The organism is Curtobacterium sp. BH-2-1-1 (assembly GCF_001806325.1).
Taxonomy (GTDB): domain Bacteria; phylum Actinomycetota; class Actinomycetes; order Actinomycetales; family Microbacteriaceae; genus Curtobacterium.
The window spans coordinates 1,908,748-1,925,060 of sequence record NZ_CP017580.1 but is presented as its reverse complement, the minus strand read 5'-3'; the positions used below and the strand labels follow the sequence as shown (position 1 = coordinate 1,925,060).

Below are 16,313 nucleotides of genomic sequence, written 5' to 3'. Positions count from 1 at the left end.
TGCTACATGAGGGCGCCGACCGATGCGAGTCCGGCGCGGAGGAGCGCTCCGCGACCGCCCTCCATCTCGTCGGCGACGGCGTCGGAAGCTGCCTCCATCGGGCTCATCCAGGTCAGCTCGAGGGCGTCCTGCCGGGGCTCGCACGTGCCGGTCACGGGGACGACGTACGCGAGGGAGATCGCGTGCTGCCGTTCGTCCGTGTAGACGGACGCGCCGGGCAGCGGGAAGTACTCGGCCACGGTGAAGGGGGTCGGGCTCGACGGCAGCTGCGGGAACGCCATCGGCCCGAGGTCCTTCTCGAGGTGCCGGAACAGTGCGGTCCGGATCGACTCGCCGAACATCACGCGCCCGGACACGAGGGTGCGGGCGATGGAACCGCTCGGGGCGACGCGCAGCAGCACGCCCACCTCGGTGACGACGCCGAGGCCGTCGGTGCGGACGGGCACCGCTTCGACGTAGCAGATCGGCAGTCGACGGCGGACGTTCGCGAGCTCCTCGTCGGACAGCCAGCCGGAGTCGGGGTCGGGGGTGCGCAGCGAGGCCATGCACCGTGTCTACCAGTCACTGTGGCGAGTTCGGCGGAAGGCGCGGGGGTTGGGGATGGTTGATGCGTCAACTACTGTCGTCCACATGATCGATCGCGATGCCCTGCAGTGGACCCGGAGCCCCTCCGAGCGTGCGGGGACCCCGCTGCTCGTGACGATGCACGGGGTGGGGTCGAACGAACGCGACCTGCTCGGACTCGCCCCGGCGCTGCCTTCCTCGTGGACCATGGCGTCGCTGCGTGCGCCGATGCCGTTCGGGCAGGGGTACAGCTGGTACCCGCTCGGGACGCCGGGCTCCCCGGCACTCGGGCCCGTCGACGAGTCCGTCGCCGGTGTCCTCGAGTGGATCGACTCGGTCGCGGCCGAGCACCCGCGGATCGGGCTGCTCGGGTTCTCGCAGGGTGGATCGATGGCGCTGCAGCTGCTCCGGGCACGGCCTGCTGCGTTCGCGTTCGCGGTGTCGCTGTCAGGCTTCGTCGTGCCGGGCGTGACGGACTCCCGTGACGAGGCCGTCGCCGCCGTCCGGCCCCGGGTGTTCCTCGGGCACGGCGACCTCGACCCGGTGATCCCCGGCGAGGCCACCGCCCGGACGCAGGCGTGGGCGGCGACGAACACCACCGTCACGGATCGCACGTACGAGGGCCTGCCCCACGCGGTGTCCGCAGCGGAGCTGGCGGACGTGGCCGCTTTCATCGGGGCGTAGGCGCGCTCGGCGCGTCCCGCGGCGCGCTTGGTGAGCAGACATGGTCGGGTCCGACGTGCGGACCCGACCATTGCTGCTCACGATGCGGACGGGAGGCGCGGTGCCAGCTGGCACCGCGCCTCCCGTCACGGGTTCCGACTTCAGTCGGCGAGGATCTGCAGGAGGTCCTTGCGGAGCTGGTCGATCTTGGCGGTCGCCGCCTTCGCCTGCTCCTCCGTCGCGCTGGTGCGGTACATGTGCAGGACGCCCATGGTCTTCCGGAGCGCCTCGATGAACTCGCGGGACGAGTCCGGGAGACCCGGCGCGTCGAAGGCCGCCGCGATCTCGTCCGCCTTCGCCTCTGCCTCGGCCTTGCCGGCGTCGGTGAGCTCGAAGAGCGTCTTCCGGCCGTCACCCGTGGAGACGACGAGGTCCTCGTCCACGAGCTGCTGGAGCGTCGGGTAGACCGAACCAGGGCTCGGCTTCCAGGCGCCGCCGGTGCGTTCGGCGATGGTCTTGATGACGGCGTAGCCGTTCTGCGGGCCCTCGGCCAGCAGGCCGAGGATCGCGAGGCGGACGTCGCCGCGGCGACGGCGTTCGCGGCCGAAGCCGGGACCGCCGAACCCCGGACCGCCGAAGCCGGGTCCGAAGCCGCGACCGAAGCCGGGGCCGAAACCGCCGCGTCCGCCGTGGTCGTGGTCACCGCGGTCGCGACCGGGGAAGCCGGCGCCGTGGTGCTGCCGCGGGCCGCCGAAGCGGGGGCCGCGCGGGTGCTGGGTGGTGTCGAAGTCGTTGTGCATGGGTCGCATGATGCGTCCTTCCGTCGTGCTGAGTCGGCTCGCGAACGGTCCGACCGGAGTCGTCTTCGTCGTATCGCGATGTATTAACGATAGATCGGTAACTATCGCTCTGTCAAGGGGTACGTCCGCACGGGCCGCTGTCGGTGGTGGCGGGCAGGATGGGACGGACCATGACGGACGTCCTCGAGCGCTTCTCCCCCGCCACCGCGGAGTGGTTCCGCGGCGCCTTCGCTGCACCGACCCCGGCGCAGGCCGGTGCGTGGGACGCCGTCTCCACCGGGCAGCACGCGCTCGTGATCGCCCCGACGGGGTCCGGCAAGACGCTGGCATCGTTCCTGTGGTCGATCGACCGACTCATCAGCTCGACCGACCGTCCGCCCGCGAAGCAGCGCACCCGGGTGCTCTACGTGTCCCCGCTGAAGGCCCTCGGCGTCGACGTCGAACGGAACCTGCGCAGCCCGCTCGTCGGCATCACCCAGACCGCGCGGCGCCTCGGGCTCGAACCGCCCGACGTCACGGTCGGGGTCCGCAGCGGTGACACCCCGTCGTCCGATCGGCAGAAGCTGCTGCGGCAGCCGCCGGACATCCTCATCACGACGCCGGAGTCGCTGTACCTCATGCTCACCTCGCAGGCGCGCGAGACCCTGGTGAACGTCGACACCGTCATCGTGGACGAGGTGCACGCCGTCGCGTCCACCAAGCGCGGCGCCCACCTGGCGGTCTCGCTCGAACGACTCGACGACCTGCTCGAGAAGCCCGTGCAGCGGATCGGGCTGTCGGCGACGGTGCGCCCCCCGGAAGAGGTGGCGCGGTTCCTCGGCGGACGCGCACCGGTGTCGATCATCGCCCCGCCGGCGCAGAAGACGTTCGACCTGCGGGTCGTCGTGCCGGTCGACGACATGGCCGAGCTCGGTGCACCGCCCGTCGGTGCGGACGCGACCGAGTCACCGACGAACGGGTCGATCTGGCCCCACGTCGAGGAACGCGTGGTCGACCTGGTCGAGGAACACCGGTCGACCATCGTGTTCGCGAACTCCCGCCGCCTGGCCGAGCGGTTGACGGCACGGCTGAACGAGATCCACGAAGAACGCGTGCTCGCGGCGGCGGGCTCGGTCGGCGACGGGGCGCTGGTGCCGGCCGGCGCCTCCCCCGCCGACGACGGGCTGCCGGTCGCGCGCGGGCGTCCGCAGTCGCCGGCACGGACCTCGGCGCACGCCGTCGCCCCGCAGGGCACGAAGCGGCCCCCGGCGCAGGTGATCGGCGCGTCCGGGCAGACCGGTGGCGGGGGCTCCGACGCCGCCGTGCCGGTGCTCGCCCGCGCCCACCACGGTTCCGTCTCGAAGGACCAGCGCGCCATCATCGAGGACGACCTGAAGTCCGGTCGACTGCGCTGCGTCGTCGCGACGAGTTCGCTCGAGCTCGGCATCGACATGGGCGAGGTCGACCTCGTCGTGCAGGTCGAGGCGCCACCCTCGGTCGCGAGCGGTCTCCAGCGCGTCGGTCGCGCCGGGCACCAGGTCGGCGAGATCTCGCGCGGCGTGCTGTTCCCGAAGCACCGCGCCGACCTGGTGAACAGCGCCGTGACGGTCGAGCGGATGGTGGCCGGGCAGATCGAGTCGATCTCGGTGCCGGCGAACCCGCTCGACGTGCTCGCGCAGCACACCGTGGCAGCGGGGGCGATCGACACGGTCGACGTCGAGCACTGGTTCGAGCTCGTGCGGCGGAGCGCCCCGTTCAGCGGTCTGCCCCGCTCCGCGTTCGAGGCCACGCTCGACCTCGTGACCGGGCGCTACCCGAGCGACGAGTTCGCCGAGCTCCGCCCGCGCCTGGTGTGGGACCGCGTGCACGGCACCCTGACCGGGCGTCCGGGTGCCCAGCGGCTCGCGGTCACCAGCGGCGGGACGATCCCCGACCGCGGCATGTTCGGCGTGTTCATGGTCGGCGAGAAGGCCTCGCGCGTCGGCGAGCTCGACGAGGAGATGGTCTACGAGTCCCGCGTCGGTGACGTCTTCGCGCTGGGTGCGACGAGCTGGCGCATCGAGGAGATCACCCACGACCGGGTGATCGTCAGCCCCGCGTTCGGGCAGCCGGGCCGCGTGCCGTTCTGGAAGGGCGACGGCATCGGTCGCCCCGCGGAACTCGGCCGCGCCACCGGGGCCTTCGTGCGCGAGGTCGAGGGGGCTTCCGACGACGACGCACGCGCCAGGGTCGCCGCCGGCGGGCTCGACGAACGGGCCGTGACGAACCTGCTCACCTTCCTCCGCGACCAGCGCGCCGCGACCGGACACGTGCCGAACGACACGACCCTCGTGATCGAGCGCTTCCGTGACGAGCTCGGCGACTGGCGGCTCATCCTGCACTCGCCGTACGGCATGCAGGTGCACGCGCCGTGGGCCTTGGCGGTCGCCGCACGACTCCGCGAGCGCCACGGGATCGACGGCGACGCCATGGCCGCCGACGACGGGATCGTCGTGCGCATCCCCGAGACCGATGCCGAGCCTCCCGGCGCCGACCTGTTCGTGTTCGAGCGGGACGACCTCGAAGCGCTCGTGACGGACGAGGTCGGGGCGTCGGCGCTGTTCGCCGCGCGCTTCCGTGAGTGCGCCGCGCGGGCGCTCCTGCTGCCCCGCCGGAACCCCGGGCAGCGGTCCCCGCTCTGGCAGCAACGGCAGCGGGCCTCCCAGCTGCTCGAGGTCGCCCAGAAGTACCCGACCTTCCCGATCGTGCTCGAGACCGTGCGCGAGGTCCTCCAGGACGTGTACGACGTGCCCGCCCTGCTGGGGATCGCCGACGACATCGCGGGCCGGCGCATCCGGTTGGTCGAGACCGAGACGGAGACGCCGTCGCCGTTCGCGCGCTCGCTGCTCTTCGGGTACGTCGCCGCGTTCATGTACGAGGGGGACTCCCCCCTCGCCGAGCGTCGGGCGGCCGCACTGTCCCTCGACTCGACGCTGCTCGGCGAGCTGCTCGGTCGTGCCGAGCTCCGCGAGCTGCTCGACCCGGCGGTGATCGCCTCGGTCGAGCGTGACCTGCAGCGGCTCTCGCCGGACCGCCGGGCGCGCGACGCCGAGGGGATCGTCGACGTCCTGCGGCTCGTGGGCGCGCTCGACCTCGACGAGATCGTGGACCGGAGCTGGCTGGCGGAGGCGGACGACCGCGCCGCAGCGACGACCGAGGTGCAGACCGTGCTCGCCGCGCTCGAGCGAGACCGCCGCGTGCTCGCGTTCTCGCACGCCGGCGCGACCCGCTGGGCCGTGATCGAGGACGCCTCCCGCCTACGCGACGCCCTCGGGGTGCCCCTGCCGATCGGCGTGCCGACGGCGTTCGTCGAACCGGTGGCCGACCCGCTCGGCGACCTGGTCGGCCGGTACGCCCGGTCGCACGGGCCGTTCTCCGCGCAGGACGCCGCCGGACGGCTGGGGCTCGGGATCGCCGTCGTGCAGGACACCCTGCGCCGCCTCGTCGCCGACCGTCGCGTGGTCGAGGGCGAGTTCCGTCCCGATCGCCAGGGTGCGGAGTGGTGCGACGCCGAGGTGCTCCGCCGCATCCGCACGAAGTCGCTCGCGGCGCTCCGGCACGAGGTCGAGCCGGTCGCGCCGGACGCCCTCGCGCGGTTCCTGCCCGCGTGGCAGCACGTCCGGACCGCCGGCACCCGCGGTGGGCTGCGCGGCGTCGACGGGGTGCTCCAGGTCGTCGACCAGCTCGCCGGGGTGGCACTGCCCGCGAGCGCGTGGGAGACCCTCGTGCTGCCGGCACGCGTCGGCGACTACGCGCCGAGCATGCTCGACGAGCTCACCGCCACGGGCGAGGTCCTCTGGTCCGGCGGCGGCACCCTGCCGGGCAACGACGGCTGGATCCGCCTGCACCTCGCCGACACCGCGGCCACGACCCTGGCCGAGCCCTCCGGCGACGAGACGACCGAGCTCCAGCGGGACGTGCTCGGTGCGCTCGCGGGCGGCGGCGCGTACTTCTTCCGGCAGCTCGGGCAGGCCGTGGGCAGCACCGACGACGCCGCCCTGTCGACCGCACTGTGGGACCTGGTGTGGGCCGGACAGATCACGAACGACACCTTCGCGCCGTTGCGCGCGATGCTCGGCGGGAAGGCGAAGAGCTCGAGCGCACCCCGCGCACGGGCGTACCGCGGCCGTCGTCGGCCGACGATGCCGACCCAGTCCGGCCCGCCGTCCGTCGGCGGCCGATGGTCCCTGCTCCCCCTCGCCGAGTCCGACGCGACCGTCCGTGCCGCCGCGACCGCCGAACAGCTGCTCGAGCGGTACGGCGTCGTCACCCGCGGCGCCGTGCAGGTCGAGGGCGTCCGGGGCGGGTTCGCCGGCGTGTACCGGGTGCTCTCCCGCTTCGAGGAGTCCGGCCGGGCACGCCGGGGCTACTTCGTCGAGGGCCTCGGCGCCGCGCAGTTCGCGACGGGGCCCACCGTCGACCGGCTCCGCACGTACGCGCGCGACATCGACGACGACGAACGGGCCGATCCGGACCGATCGCGTGATGCCCTGACCCTCGCGGCGACCGACCCGGCGAACGCGTACGGGGCATCGCTGCCGTGGCCGTCCGACACTGCCGCCGGGCCCGACGACGACGGTCCGGGCAGCGCCGACGGTCCCGCTGGTCGTTCCGGTGCGCCCGCCGACTCCGCTCCCGCGAAGACGCCGGGCCGCGGGCACCGGCCCGGGCGCAAGGCGGGCGCCCTCGTCACGACGGTCGACGGGCACCTCGCGGTGTACGTCGAACGCGGTGGCAAGTCGGTGCTGACCTTCACCGACGACCCGGCGGACCTCGCCGTGGCGGCAGCGTCGATCGCCGCGACCGTGCGGAGCGGCCTGCGGAAGCTCTCGGTCGAGCGGGTGGACGGCGACTTCGTCCTCGAGACGCCGCTCGGTTCGGCGCTGCGCGAAGTCGGCTTCACCGCCACGCCGCAGGGGCTGCGTCTCCGTGTCTGAGCGCACGACGGGGGTGCCCGGTGCCTGAGGGCGACACCGTCTTCCGGGCCGCCCGTCGGCTCCACGCCGCACTGGCGGGGAAGGTCCTCACCCGCAGCGACTTCCGGGTGCCGGCGTTCGCCACGCTCGACCTCGTCGGCCGCACGGTGGACGAGGTCGTCCCGCGTGGCAAGCACCTGCTGCACCGGATCGGCGACCTGACCGTGCACTCGCACCTCAAGATGGAGGGGCGGTGGGACGTCTACGCGCCCGGGGACCGCTGGCGTCGCCCGGCGCACCAGGCACGGGTGGTGCTCGACGCTGCGGAGGTCTCGACGGTGGGCTTCGCGCTCGGGGTGCTCGAGGTCGTCCCCCGCGACCAGGAGTCCGAGATCGTCGGGTACCTCGGCCCCGACCTGCTCGGACCCGACTGGGACGCCGACCTCGCGCTGGCGAACCTGACGCGGGACCCCGATCGTCCGGTCGGCCTCGCACTGCTCGACCAGCGGGTGCTCGCCGGCCTCGGGAACGTCTACCGGAACGAACTGTGCTTCCTGCGCGGTGTCCTGCCGACCCGTCCGGTGCGCGAGGTGCACGACCCGGCGCGGATGATCGCCCTGGCGAGCCGGCTCATCCTCGCCAACCGTGACCGCAGTGCCCGTGTGACCACCGGGGTCGATCGGCCCGGTCGGCGCTTCTGGGTGTACGGCCGGGCGGGGAAGCCGTGCCTGCGCTGCGGCACGCCGATCCGGTACGGGGAGCTCGGTGAGTCGGAGCTGACCCTGCGCGACACCTACTGGTGCCCGCGCTGCCAGACCTGACGGGGCGCGGCCACCGCGCCGGCGCTACGCGCGCGACATGATCCACGCCAGCATGTACGACCGTGAGTTCGCCGAGTCGACCACCGCGTCCGGCAACGCCCGCGCCTCCCGCAGCGCCGTGGCCGCATCGGCCCGCGACGCCAGCGCCCGGTACATGAGCAGGTAGTCGCCGAACTGGACGTCGTACCTGCCGTCCGGCACGGCCTCGGCCAGCACCCGGCGGATCTGCGCCGAACCGCCGGCATCGACGTACGAGGCCGCCACGGCCGGCATCGGGATGAGCTCGATCCCCGCGGGCGCGGCCGCCGCGGCGCTGAACCAGGTCGCGTGGTCGCGCTTGCCGCCCCAGGTCAGCGAGACCACCCGGTGCCGGAACTCCGGGAACGCGGAGAGGTCCGGGTCGAGCACGTCCCGTGCGGCCGAAGCCGCCTCGTTGGAGAGCAGCCAGGTCCCGACGGACCGGAGCGACGACGACCCCGAGGACGACCCCGACACCGCTCCCCACAGCGCGACGCCGTTCCACGCCGAGACGGCCTCGGACGACGACTCCTGGTTGTTGCCGTCCGCGAACGGCGAGAACCCGGACGCCCACGAGTGCTGCGCGTACGGGTCGTAGACGCGGAGCGCCGGGAACGAGGCGGTGGCCTCCGGCGAGGCGATGTCCACCGCGACGAGGTCGGCCACGGTCCGCCACCGGCTGACGAGCGCCGGGTCGTCGGCGGCGAGGACGGCGGCTGCGGACAGCACGTAGCCGTAGTGGAAGTGGTGGTCGTTGAACTCGTCGGAGCCGAACGAGGCCTCCTGCCCGACGAGCCCGTGCAGCGTGGGGTCGTAGGCGAAGCACCGCGCCGTGCGGGTCCCGCACCCGGCGGGGTCGAACCACTGGTCGAGCTCGTCGACGACCGAGGTCTTCAGCGCGTCCGCCACCGACGAGAGGTCGAGCTGCGTCGCGAGCCGGTACAGGTTCGCGACGCGGTACAGGTCCTTCCCACCGCCGTAGCTGTCCGCGGCGTACGACGAGGCATCCACCGTGGAAGCGTCGGCGCGGACCTGGGTGACGAGCGCCGCTCGCTCCGCGGACGACAGCCCCGACAGGTCGAGGGTGTCCGAGGGCCGGACCGTGTCGACCGCGAACCGCAGGGCGGTGCCGGTGCAGACCGGGGCCGGTCCCTGGACGGTCTCGTAGTGCAGGCCGGTGCACTCCAGGCCGGTCGTGCCCTGCCCCGGCTGCGGGACGAGCACGCCCCGGTCGCCGGAGCCGAAGTCGTACGTGAGCGTCGTGCGCTGCTTCCCCCGCGAGGCGCTGCGGTCGAGCGCGACCCCCGTGAGCGGACGGGCGGCGGCGACGAGCCGGGCCGTCTGTGCCGCGGTCGCGCCGTCCGGGACCGGCAGGAGCACGACGCTGCCGCCGGACCGCACGTCGATCGTGTCGCCGTCGATCGTCCCGTCGCGGACGACGAGCTGCCAGGTCCGGCCACCGCTGGTGACGGTCCCGGTACCGTCCCCGGTGCCGTCGATCGGCGAGGTCGCGGTGACGGTGCCGGCACGCGCGGCGGTGTACGTCACGAGCGGCGAGCCCTCGGCGACCACCGTGTGCCCGAGGACGGTGGAGCCGTCACGGTGCTCGACGGTCACGGACACCGAGTCGTAGTCGGACACCAGGGTCGAGGTCGCACCGAGGTCGAGTCCGACCTGCTGCGTCGTGCCGCCGGCGATGGTCTTCTCGGTGGCCGTGACGGTGGGGAGCCCGGCCGCGAAGCCGTCGTCGGTCACCTGCCACGAGATCGGGCTCGGGAACACCGGCTGCGGTGCCGCGCCGAAGACGAGTCCCGAGAACCAGCGGTTCGTCGGCGCCAGCAAGCCGTCGGCGAGGCGCATCGCGCCCGCCTTCGACGACGCGACGTCGCCGAGAGCGGCGACCGCGCGCGCCTGTGCCGCCCCGTTCGTGGTGGGCGAGGTGGTCTCGCCGGGGTGATCCGTGCCTCCAGGACCGGTGCACGCGGTCACGAGCATCGCGACGGCCGTCACGACGGTGACGCTGGTGGACAGCCTGGAGGCACGGCGCACGCCGACCCGACGGCGCGCGTCCGGCGCCTGGTCGCGACGGGCAGACCGAGGCAGCCGGAGCATGGGGCTACAGTCCGATCTGCCGCGCGAAGTCACGGACGAGGTCCGTGACGCCCGCGAGCCGGCCGTCGTCCCGCAGGTGCAGGGTGGCGTCCACCGGCGTCCCGGGGCTCGTGATCCCGCTCGACGGCGACGCGGAGAGCTCGGGGCTCTCGACGTCGACCGTGGTCTTCGCCTGTCCCTGGTCGTTGGTCTCGACGCTGACGCTCTTCACGGTCCCCCGGATCGTCGTGTCGTTCGGGAGCACGAGGTCGACCGCGGCGCCGTTCCGGATCCGCCCGTAGTCCCGGGCCGTCACGATGAAGCTCGAGGTGACGAAGAGGCTGTCCTCCTTGTGGATCGTGCCGAGCTCGGAGCCGGCCTGCACGTATCCGCCGGTCTTCACGTCGACCTTGGCGACGGTGCCGGAGACCTCGGCCTTGAACGTGATGAAGCCGTCGGCGCCGATGTCGTACGCGCTCGTCTGCGTGTTCGCGCCCACGACGCCCTTCCGGATGTCCTGCGCGAGCTGGAGGCTCTGCACCTGCAGGAGCTGGTCGCCCTTCCGGACGGTGTCGCCCTCCTCGACGTACTCCTCGGTGACGGTCCCGCCGTAGTCGGTGCCGACGGCGTACTCCTGCGCGGCGATCGCCGCCGAGGTGCTCGCCACGGCGCTCTGCCGCTGGTTGAAGACGAGCGTGAACGCCGCCACGACGACGAGCACCACGATGAGTCCCGCGAACAGCCGGAGTCGGTTCGTCCAGGTCATGCCGTCACCCCGTCCAGCATCGCGGTCAGCCGGTCCGTCACGCGGTTCCGCGCCTGTTCGCGGAACGCGGCGATGATGAACGCGAGGAACACGAGGGTGTTCGTGGTGTTCCAGGCCGTCGCGAGCGTCAGCTGCCCGTTGTCGAGGTCACGCCAGACCGCCACGACGCTCGTCAACGCCAGGAACACGAACACGAGCACCTGCGGGACGATGAAGTTGAACGGGGAGGGCGTCCGACCACGGGAGGCGCCGGTGACGTGCCACGCCTGCTCCTTGCCGCAGACGACGTTCCAGAGCGCGCTCGCGTAGATCGGGAACGAGACCGCGGCGAGCAGGAGCGTCTCGTACCGGAACGACCCGAGGGCGTAGAACGCGAGGAGCACCTGCGCGCCGTAGAAGCCGAGGTAGAACAGCACCCACTCGCCGGCCCCGATCGTCAGGTTCATCGGGCGCAGGTCGAAGTAGATCTCGAGCGGCGGCACGAGCAGGAGGAGGCCGGGGACGATGCCCGTCAGGTAGAAGCTCGCGGTGACGAGGTACTGCAGTCGCTGGTCCATCGTCAGCCGGTGCTTCGGGCGGAACGGGAAGTGCGTGAGCAGGATCTCGAAGCCGCCCGCGGCCCACCGGAGCTGCTGCTTGGTGAAGCCCTCGATGGTCTCCGGGGCGTCGCCGACGGCGAGGGTCATCGGGATGAAGACGGTCTTCCAGCCGCGCTCGTGGAGCATCAGGCTCGTCCAGACGTCCTCGGAATTCGAGTCGGTGTACATGCCGCCGATCTCGTCGATGGCCTCGCGGCGGAAGATGACGTTCGTCCCGACGCAGAACGCCGCGTTGAACCGGTTCCGGCCGGGCTGGATGAACCGGTAGAACACCGTCTGCATGTAGCCGGCACCCCGCGAGACGAGGTTGTGGAGGTTGCCGTACGACTGCGGGGTCTGCACGAAGGCGATCCCGTCGTCGGCGAAGAACGGCACGGTCTCGAACAGGAAGTCCGGCTTCGGCACGAAGTCCGCGTCGAAGACCGCGAAGTAGTCGCCCTTGGCGAGCGTCAGCGCGTGGTTGATGTTGCCCGCCTTCGCGCCGTGCGACGACAGCCGACGGACGTACCGGGCGCCGAGCTCCTCGGCGAGCGCCCGCACCTCGTCGCTCCGCCCGTCGTCGAGCACCCACGTGCGGTGCTCACCGCGCATGGCCACCGCGGCCTGCACGGTCGCGGCCACCTTGGTGAGCTCCTCGCCGTAGACGGTGATGAAGACGTCGACGTCCACCCGGCGTCCGCGCACGTGCATCGGCCAGCGGTGGGGCTGGTCGGCGGCGCCGCTGCGGGCGATGGTGTCGCGGTCGAACAGGGTGTCCTGGGTGTGGTGGAACGCGAAGTCCCGGGGGTCGGAGCCGCCGGACAGGATCGTCCACATGGACAGGAGCGCCTGCCCCACGAGCACGCTCTCGGCGACGATCACGAGTCCGTACGGCAGGAAGTCGCCCCGGTTCGCCGGGTCGAGGAGGAACACCGCGTACGCCATCACGCCGAGCGTGGCGACGAGCACGATGAGGACCATCACGGGGCTGTGCGCCCGGCTCTCGGCACGCGGTCGGACGTAGGGCACCGGCTCGGTCTGCCGGCGACGTCGGGCGCGCTCGCGGTCGCGCGGCGTGAGCGGGGCCGGGAGCTGGAAGTCGAAGGACTGCAGCTCGTCGGTCGCCTCTGGTGCTCGGAGTGGCGTCTGGGTACGACGAACGTCGGGTGGTGCGGACATGGCGTGGTCTCCTGTCGGGTTCGGAGAGGACTCACGCGTGGTCGAGCGCAGGCGCCGACGCATCGTGAGACGGGCGTCGGCGGCTGCGGCGACATGGATCCGGACCCTCGGGAGGTCCGGCCGGCGAGGGACTAGGGATCCTGCGCCGGCGGTGCTCGCGACCGTGGGTGCGGTCGCGGTGTTCGGTGTGTCGTGTCGTGGTGCGGTCGTGCTGTCGACGGCCCGTCGCCGTCGGTGTTGCGAGCGTAGGTCCGACGGTGGTGCTGGTTCGTGACGAACGTGTGAACAAGTCTCGGGGGCGGCGATCGTGCGGTTTCCCGCAAGCGGCCGCCCCCGACGCGACGTCAGGCCGCGGAGCGTCCCGCGGCGGGGCGTCGGCGCAGGGTGGCGTCGAGCACGGCCGGCGGCTGGTACTGCTGGTCGAGCCGTCCGACGTCAGTGCCCGGCGGGACGATCGCGTCGATGCGGTCGAGGACCTCGTCGGAGAGCACCACGTCGGCGCCGGCGAGCAGGTCGTCGAGTTGCTCCACGGAGCGCGGGCCGATCAGGGCGCTCGTGACGCCGGGGTGCGCGATCGCGAAGGCCATCGCGAGGTGGGTCATCCGGATGCCGGTCTCCTCGGACAGTGCGACCACCTGTTCCACGGCGTCGATCCGTCGCTCGTCGCGGTTGTGCCGGAACATGGTCGCGCGGGCGAGGTCGGTGTCCTGGCCCTTCCGGAAGCGGCCGGTCAGCATGCCGCCGGCGAGGGGACTCCACACGAGGGACCCCATGCCGTACCGCTGGACGACCGGGAGGACCTCGCGCTCGATGCCGCGGTTGAGGATCGAGTACGTGGGCTGCTCCGTCCGGAAGCGCTCGAGCCCGCGGCGCTCCGACGTCCACTGCGCCTCGACCTGCATCGACGCGGGGAAGTCCGAGCTGCCGATCGCCCGGACCTTGCCGCTGCGGATCAGGTCGGTCAGGGCGGACAGGGTCTCCTCGAGGTCGACCGTGTCGTCGGGTCGGTGCGCCTGGTACAGGTCGATGTGGTCGGTCCGGAGGCGCCGCAGCGACCCCTCGACGGCCTGCGTGATCCACCGCCGGGAGTTGCCGCGCCGGTTCGGGTCGTCGCCCATCGGGCCGTTGAACTTGGTGGCGATGACGACGTCGTCCCGGCGGCCGGCGAGCGCCTTGCCGAGCAGTTCCTCGGAGCCGCCCTGCGAGTAGCGGTCGGCGGTGTCGATGAAGTTGATGCCCGCGTCGAGTGCGCGGTGGACGATGCGGATCGAGTCCTGCTCGTCGCCGTTGCCGATGCTGCCGTCGGTGCCGAGCATCATGGCGCCGAGGGCGAAGGGGCTGACCTGGATGCCGGTGCGGCCGAGGGTGCGGTACTGCATGTGCGGTTCCTCCTGTCGATGGCGTCCCGGGTGTCGGTGCCGTATCGTGGCCCGAAGTGGAACGCTCTTCCGGAACTATACGGAATGACTTTCCGTTTACGCAAGAGGAGGACTCCGTGCGCGCCGACGCCCGACGCAATGCCGACGCCCTGACCGACGCCGCCAAGGCCGTCTTCGCGACCGACGGGGTGGACGCCCCCGCGAAGCTGATCGCGGACCGGGCCGGGGTCGGCGTCGGCACGCTGTACCGGCGGTTCCCGCAGCGCTCGGACCTCGTCGTCGCGGTGTTCCAGCGGGCGGTCGAGTCGACGGCGGCCGCCGCGGACGAGCTCGCCGCCGCGCACGCTCCCGACGAGGCGCTCGCCCTGTGGCTGCAGCGGTTCACCGAGTTCGTCGCGACGAAGCGCGGGCTCGCCGCCGCCCTGCACTCGGGCGACCCGGCGTTCGAGGCGCTGCCGGACTACTTCCTCGCGCGGCTCGGTGGCGCCCTCGGTGGACTCCTCGACGCCGCGGCGGCTGCGGGGACGATCCGCCCCGACGTCGACGCGCAGCAGCTCCTGCACGCGGTGGCCGACCTGTGCCACGGGGCTCCGACGATCGAGCAGAGCCAGCTGCTCGTCGGGCTGCTCGTGGACGGGCTCCGCTACCGCGCGACGGCCTGACCGGCGGGGTGGAGCCGCTCGGCCGCGGTCGCCCGGACGGCCTCGGTCACGCGCTCGAGCAGCGGTGAGGCCAGGTTCCAGCGCTGCCACCAGAGCGCCACGTCCGCCCGACGCCCGGGAGTGAGCTCGACGAGGTCACCCCGGTCGAGGGCATCGAGGCACTGGGCCTCCGGCAGCATCCCCCAACCGAAGCCGAGCGACACCGCACGGGCGAAGTCCGCCGAGGTCGGGACGAAGTGCCGCGGCCCGGACGGTGCGTGGCCGAGCACCCGCCGCAGGTACCCCTGCTGCAGGTCGTCGTCGCGGTCGTAGTCCACGAGGGGCACCCGGTCGAGGAGCCGTGTCATCCGCTGCTCGCTGTCGACACCCGGCAGGTACCGGGCGACGAACGACGGGGAGGCGACGGCCCGGTACCGGTCGATCCCCAGCGGCACCGAGGAGCACCCCTGCACCGGCTCGGCCTCGGCCGTGACCGCCGCCATCACCGTGCCCGCGCGGAGGAGTTCGGCGGTGCGGTCCTGGTCCTCGCGGTGGAGGTCGAACACGACCTCGGTGTCGGCACGCACGAGGGCGAGCGCGTCGAGGAACCAGGTGCCCAGCGAGTCGGCGTTCACCGCGAGCGGGATCGAGGGGACGACCGAGTCGCCGCCGCCGAGCGCCCGGGTGGTCTCCTCGTCGAGCAGCCGGGCCTGTCGTGCGTGACGGAGGACGACCTCGCCGTCGGGGGTCGGGCGGACCGGCGTCGTCCGCTGCAGGAGCACCCGGCCCACCTGCTGCTCCATCGACTTGATCCGCTGCGACACCGCCGAAGGCGTGATCGACAGTGCTCTGGCCGCGGCGTCGAGCGTCCCGTGGTCGACCGCGGCGAGCAGGGTCTCGAGGTGTTCGCGCTGCAGTCGTGGCATGCAGGTGAGCTTACGCAGCATCAGGAACGTGAGCTGTACTGCACGTGGCCGCGGCCGTACGGTCGGACCGTGACCACACTCCTCCCCCTGCTCGCCGGCCTCGGTACCGGGCTCGCGCTCATCGTGGCGATCGGTGTGCAGAACACGTACCTGCTCCGGCTCGCGGTGACCTCGTCGGTGCGGGTCGTCGCGGCCGCGGTGGTGGTCTGCGCGCTCTCGGATGCCGTGCTGATCCTCGCGGGGGTGCTCGGCGTCGGGGTCGTGGTCGAGCGGTTCCCGGTGGCGCTCGTGGTGATCCGCTTCGTCGGTGCGGCGTTCCTGGTGACCTACGGGGTGCTCGCGGCTCGGCGGGCGCTGTGGCCGTCCGGCGCGGCGATGCGGGTGGAGTCGGCGGCGGCGGACGACGGCGTGCCGGTGGCGACCGCGGCGGCGAGACGGGACATCTCAGCGACGGTGGGTGCGGGACGGACGCGCACCGCGCCTCCAGGACCCCGACGAACCGACCGCACCGTCACCCTGCGGACGGCCGTCGTGACGATGCTCCTGTTCACGTGGGCCAACCCGCACGTCTACCTGGACACGCTCGTGTTCCTCGGGTCCGTCGCGAACCAGCAGGGGCCGGCGGAGCGGTGGTGGTGGACGGTGGGGGCGGTCCTCGCGAGCTGCCTGTGGTTCGGCGCGCTCGGGTTCGGCGGACGGCTGCTGCGACCGTTGTTCGCGAAGCCGCTGACGTGGCGCGTGTTCGACGGGCTCGTCGCGCTCGTCATGCTCGGGTTCGGCGCGGCGCTCGCACTGGGCGCCTGACGCGGCGCGCGGCGGGTGGCCGCGCCCACGCCCGCGTGGAACCACGTTTCCGACACCGAACCAGCCCCCGCGCGTGGTTCGGTGTCGGAAACGTGGTTCGACCCGCCCGCCAGCGCCAGCGCCCGCGCCAGCGCCGGCGCCAGAGCGCG

The 16,313-nt window shown here is 72.7% G+C and carries 12 protein-coding genes; 5 read left to right on the top strand and 7 right to left on the bottom strand.

Features of this window, described 5'->3' with window-relative positions:
* Positions 1-2 precede the first annotated feature (2 nt).
* Positions 3-545: an NUDIX hydrolase family protein gene (locus tag BJK06_RS09155; RefSeq protein ID WP_070417646.1), complete on the bottom strand. Its 543-nt coding sequence runs from the start codon at positions 543-545 to the stop codon at positions 3-5.
* 85 nt (positions 546-630) lie between these two features.
* Between BJK06_RS09155 and BJK06_RS09150 the strand changes: the two genes are divergently transcribed.
* Positions 631-1,248 carry an alpha/beta hydrolase gene (locus BJK06_RS09150; protein ID WP_070417645.1) on the top strand — a complete coding sequence of 206 codons (618 nt, stop codon included), beginning with the start codon at positions 631-633 and terminating at the stop codon, positions 1,246-1,248.
* 140 nt (positions 1,249-1,388) lie between these two features.
* Here the strand turns inward: BJK06_RS09150 and BJK06_RS09145 are convergent, their stop codons facing one another.
* Positions 1,389-2,027, bottom strand: coding sequence for a PadR family transcriptional regulator (locus BJK06_RS09145; RefSeq protein ID WP_070417644.1), 639 nt, complete (start codon positions 2,025-2,027; stop codon positions 1,389-1,391).
* Positions 2,028-2,197: 170 nt separating this feature from the next.
* Between BJK06_RS09145 and BJK06_RS09140 the strand changes: the two genes are divergently transcribed.
* Both BJK06_RS09140 and BJK06_RS09135 read left to right on the top strand, forming a co-directional pair.
* Positions 2,198-6,982, top strand: coding sequence for a DEAD/DEAH box helicase (locus BJK06_RS09140; RefSeq protein WP_070417643.1), 4,785 nt, complete (start codon positions 2,198-2,200; stop codon positions 6,980-6,982).
* 20 nt (positions 6,983-7,002) lie between these two features.
* Positions 7,003-7,782, top strand: coding sequence for a DNA-formamidopyrimidine glycosylase family protein (locus BJK06_RS09135; RefSeq protein WP_070417642.1), 780 nt, complete (start codon positions 7,003-7,005; stop codon positions 7,780-7,782).
* 24 nt (positions 7,783-7,806) lie between these two features.
* Here the strand turns inward: BJK06_RS09135 and BJK06_RS09130 are convergent, their stop codons facing one another.
* From BJK06_RS09130 to BJK06_RS09115, 4 genes are all read right to left on the bottom strand, one after another.
* Positions 7,807-9,912 (bottom strand): glycosyl hydrolase, encoded by a 2,106-nt coding sequence (locus BJK06_RS09130; RefSeq protein WP_070417641.1) that lies wholly within the window; start codon positions 9,910-9,912, stop codon positions 7,807-7,809.
* A gap of 4 nt (positions 9,913-9,916) precedes the next feature.
* The gene (locus BJK06_RS09125) at positions 9,917-10,657 is read right to left on the bottom strand and encodes an HlyD family efflux transporter periplasmic adaptor subunit (protein ID WP_070417640.1); all 741 of its coding nucleotides are present in this window, start codon (positions 10,655-10,657) and stop codon (positions 9,917-9,919) included.
* The gene (locus tag BJK06_RS09120) at positions 10,654-12,414 is read right to left on the bottom strand and encodes a glycosyltransferase (protein WP_070417639.1); all 1,761 of its coding nucleotides are present in this window, start codon (positions 12,412-12,414) and stop codon (positions 10,654-10,656) included. Before BJK06_RS09120 ends, BJK06_RS09125 begins: the two co-directional genes overlap by 4 nt.
* A 344-nt stretch (positions 12,415-12,758) precedes the next feature.
* Entirely contained in the window at positions 12,759-13,793 is a 1,035-nt protein-coding gene (locus BJK06_RS09115) for an aldo/keto reductase (protein WP_070417638.1), read from the bottom strand.
* A 116-nt stretch (positions 13,794-13,909) separates the two neighbouring features.
* On the opposite strand from BJK06_RS09115, the gene BJK06_RS09110 reads away from it, so the two are divergent.
* On the top strand, positions 13,910-14,455 hold the full coding sequence (locus BJK06_RS09110; protein ID WP_083295158.1) for a TetR/AcrR family transcriptional regulator: 546 nt from the start codon (positions 13,910-13,912) through the stop codon (positions 14,453-14,455).
* Here BJK06_RS09110 and BJK06_RS09105 read toward each other — a convergent pair.
* The gene (locus BJK06_RS09105) at positions 14,437-15,360 is read right to left on the bottom strand and encodes a LysR family transcriptional regulator ArgP (protein ID WP_070419344.1); all 924 of its coding nucleotides are present in this window, start codon (positions 15,358-15,360) and stop codon (positions 14,437-14,439) included. The two genes, BJK06_RS09110 and BJK06_RS09105, sit on opposite strands and share 19 nt — an antisense overlap.
* A gap of 69 nt (positions 15,361-15,429) precedes the next feature.
* Here BJK06_RS09105 and BJK06_RS09100 point away from each other — a divergent pair, with 69 nt between their 5' ends.
* On the top strand, positions 15,430-16,164 hold the full coding sequence (locus BJK06_RS09100) for a LysE/ArgO family amino acid transporter (RefSeq protein WP_070417636.1): 735 nt from the start codon (positions 15,430-15,432) through the stop codon (positions 16,162-16,164).
* Positions 16,165-16,313: the final 149 nt, after the last annotated feature.